The organism is Bradyrhizobium sp. (assembly GCF_036009065.1).
GTDB lineage: Bacteria > Pseudomonadota > Alphaproteobacteria > Rhizobiales > Xanthobacteraceae > Bradyrhizobium.
This window is the reverse complement of record NZ_DASYMN010000235.1, coordinates 1-2,743: the sequence shown is the minus strand read 5'-3', so window position 1 is coordinate 2,743 and position 2,743 is coordinate 1. Positions and strand designations below refer to the sequence as shown.

Here is a 2,743-nt window from a genome sequence, read left to right as displayed (position 1 = left end):
GGCGAGTTCGTGAGCGGGATTGAGAAGGGGCGGCGCAATGCGCTTCGCTTATTGCGCCCTACGAGCTTCAGCCCCGGCGGTCACCGGGTGTTTTTCGAAGAACTCCGTCGCCAGATCATCGCGAGGCAACGCAAGCCGGCTTAAAGCAGGCAGCCGCGAACGCGTAGGGCGCAATAAGCGGCGCGTCAGCGACGCGCATTGCGCCGCAGACCCGCCGCTCAGCCCTGTGCAGGATGCGGCGGCAGGCGAGTTCGTGAGCGGGATTGAGAAGGGGCGGCGCAATGCGCTTCGCTTATTGCGCCCTACGAGCTTCGGCGAGGCGAAGGCCCGCCTGCGGGGCCGAAGCCGCTTCGGCGAGGCGAAGGCCCGCGCATCCATCACCTAAGCGAGACTCCTTCAAGAAGGATGGATGGCCGGGTCAAGCCCGGCCATGACGCATCGGTGTGTGGGTCTCGCCTTCGCAGAGCACGCATTGGAGAACAACATGGCTTTTCCCTCCCTCCACGATCCCGCTTACGGCCTGTCCGCCGAAGCACTGGAATACGCGCGGCAGCGCTATGAGAAGACGGACCAGCCGGTGCGCACCATTGCGGACGATGTGGGAACGTCACGAGACAAACTTTACAAGATCGCCAAGGCGGAGGGCTGGCAATTGCGCAAGGACCGGCCGCCGCGCGGCCTGTCGGAGGCGTTGAAGCTCGACCTCGAGGCCACCGGCGCGGAAAACAGGGCGTCCGAAGCCTCCCAAGCCGAAGCCCGCAGCGCCGATCCGGACATCGCTCCCGATTCGATCGCCGCGCGGCTGGAGGCGGCGTTGGAAAAAGAACTGCGCAAGATCGAAAGCCTGCGCGGCGGATCCGCTCCGCGGGGAAAGCGATCGATCGAAGCCGAGCGCGTCGCCCGCACGCTGGCGACGCTGACCGAAACCTTGTTCAAGGTGCGCCGTCTGCGCCAACCCGGAAACAGCAGTGGAAGCAATGACGACGACCTGCCTTCAGACGCCGACGGATTCCGTCGCATGCTTGCGCACCGCATTGACGTGTTTGTCCGCAGCCGGACTGACGCAGGCCTTTGTGGACGAGAACAGCCTTCGGATGGAGAACCGCCTAAATCATGACTTCGCCACCTTCGCGCATCCGCATCAGGAGCATCGCGAGACCGGCAACAATGGCGGGCCGTGGACCACCTGGCTGATGCTGGGCGGCCGCGGCGCGGGCAAAACCCGCGCCGGCGCCGAATGGGTGCGGGCGATGGTGCATGGCATCTCGCCATGGACCGGCCGCGCCCATGGCCGCGTCGCGCTGATCGGCGAGACCGCGCACGATGCGCGCGAAGTCATGGTGGAAGGCGAGTCCGGGTTGCTGCGGACGTCGCCGCTCCAACAGCGCCCGGAATGGATCCCGACGCGAAAACGGCTGCAATGGCCGAACGGCGCGGTCGGCCAGGTGTTTTCCGCCGACGATCCGGAAAGCCTGCGCGGGCCGCAATTCGAGGCGGCGTGGTGCGACGAGCTGGCGAAGTGGCGTTATGGCGAAGCCACCTTCGACATGCTGCAATTCGCGCTGCGGCTCGGCAGGCGACCGCGGCAGCTGATCACCACCACGCCGCGGCCGTTGCCGGTGATCAAGCGGCTGATCGCTGGTCCGCGCACGCGTGTGACGCGGGCGCCGACGCGCGCCAACCAGGATTTTCTCTCGCCGGCGTTTCTGGAAACCGTGGTCGATCGCTATGCCGGCACGCGGCTCGGGCGGCAGGAGCTCGACGGCGAGCTGATCGAGGACCGCCCCGACGCGCTGTGGTCGCGCGCGCTGGTCGAAGGCTGCCGCGTCGATGCGGCGCCGGCGCTGTCGCGCATCATGGTGGGGATCGATCCGCCGGGCTCGTCGCGGCAGGGCGCGGACGCCTGCGGCATCGTCGCGGTCGGCCGCGCCGACAGCGGGATGTATTTCGTGCTGGAGGATGCGTCCCAGGCGGGGCTGACGCCGCAGGCATGGGCCAGCAAGGCGGTCGCGCTGTATCGCCGGCTCAACGCCAATTCGCTGGTCGCCGAAATCAACATGGGCGGCGAGATGGTGCGTTCGGTGCTGCGCCAGGTCGATGGCTCGGTGCCGCTGAAGGAGGTTCACGCCACGCGCGGCAAATATCTGCGCGCCGAGCCGGTGGCGGCGCTGTACGAGCAGGGCAAGGTCAAGCACGTCGGCTGCTTTCCGCTGCTGGAAGACGAGATGTGCGATTTCGGCATCAACGGGCTGTCGTCGGGCGCCTCGCCGGACCGGCTCGACGCGCTGGTGTGGGCGATCTCGGCGATGCTGTCGGACCGGTATTGGGATGGGCCGAGGATAACGCAGTTGTAGTCAGCAATGGTCGCGGCAGCATCGCGCGCCCCCTGCAATCAGAAAGAGCAAGCGCGTCAAATCTGCATTTTGTTCCACGCTGGCTCGCGCCCTTTCTTCACCCTCCCCTGGAGGGGGAGGGTCGCCGCGAATGAAATTCGCGGCGGGGTGGGATGAGTGTTCATCCGCGGCGCTGCCTTTGGAGCTTCACCCCACCCCGTCAAGCATTTCGCTTCGCTCATGCTCGCCGACCCTCCCCCTCCAGGGGAGGGTAAGAAAGCGCGTAGGGCGGAATAAGCGAAGCGCATTCCGCCGTCCCACACCGCGCGGCGCAATGCGCGGCGCTTATGGCGCCCTTTTCTTCACCCGCCCCTGGAGGGGGAGGGTCGCCGCGAATGAAATTCGCGGCG

Annotated in this window: 2 protein-coding genes; both read left to right on the top strand. The window is 66.8% G+C overall.

The window, feature by feature from the left end; translation table 11 throughout:
• Window positions 1–484: 484 nt before the first annotated feature.
• Window positions 485–1,117 carry a hypothetical protein gene (locus VGP39_RS14195; protein ID WP_327568737.1) on the top strand — a complete coding sequence of 211 codons (633 nt, stop codon included), beginning with the start codon at window positions 485–487 and terminating at the stop codon, window positions 1,115–1,117.
• Entirely contained in the window at window positions 1,095–2,354 is a 1,260-nt protein-coding gene (locus tag VGP39_RS14190) for a DNA-packaging protein (RefSeq protein WP_327568736.1), read from the top strand. The genes VGP39_RS14195 and VGP39_RS14190 overlap by 23 nt, the downstream gene beginning before the upstream one ends.
• Window positions 2,355–2,743 lie beyond the last annotated feature (389 nt).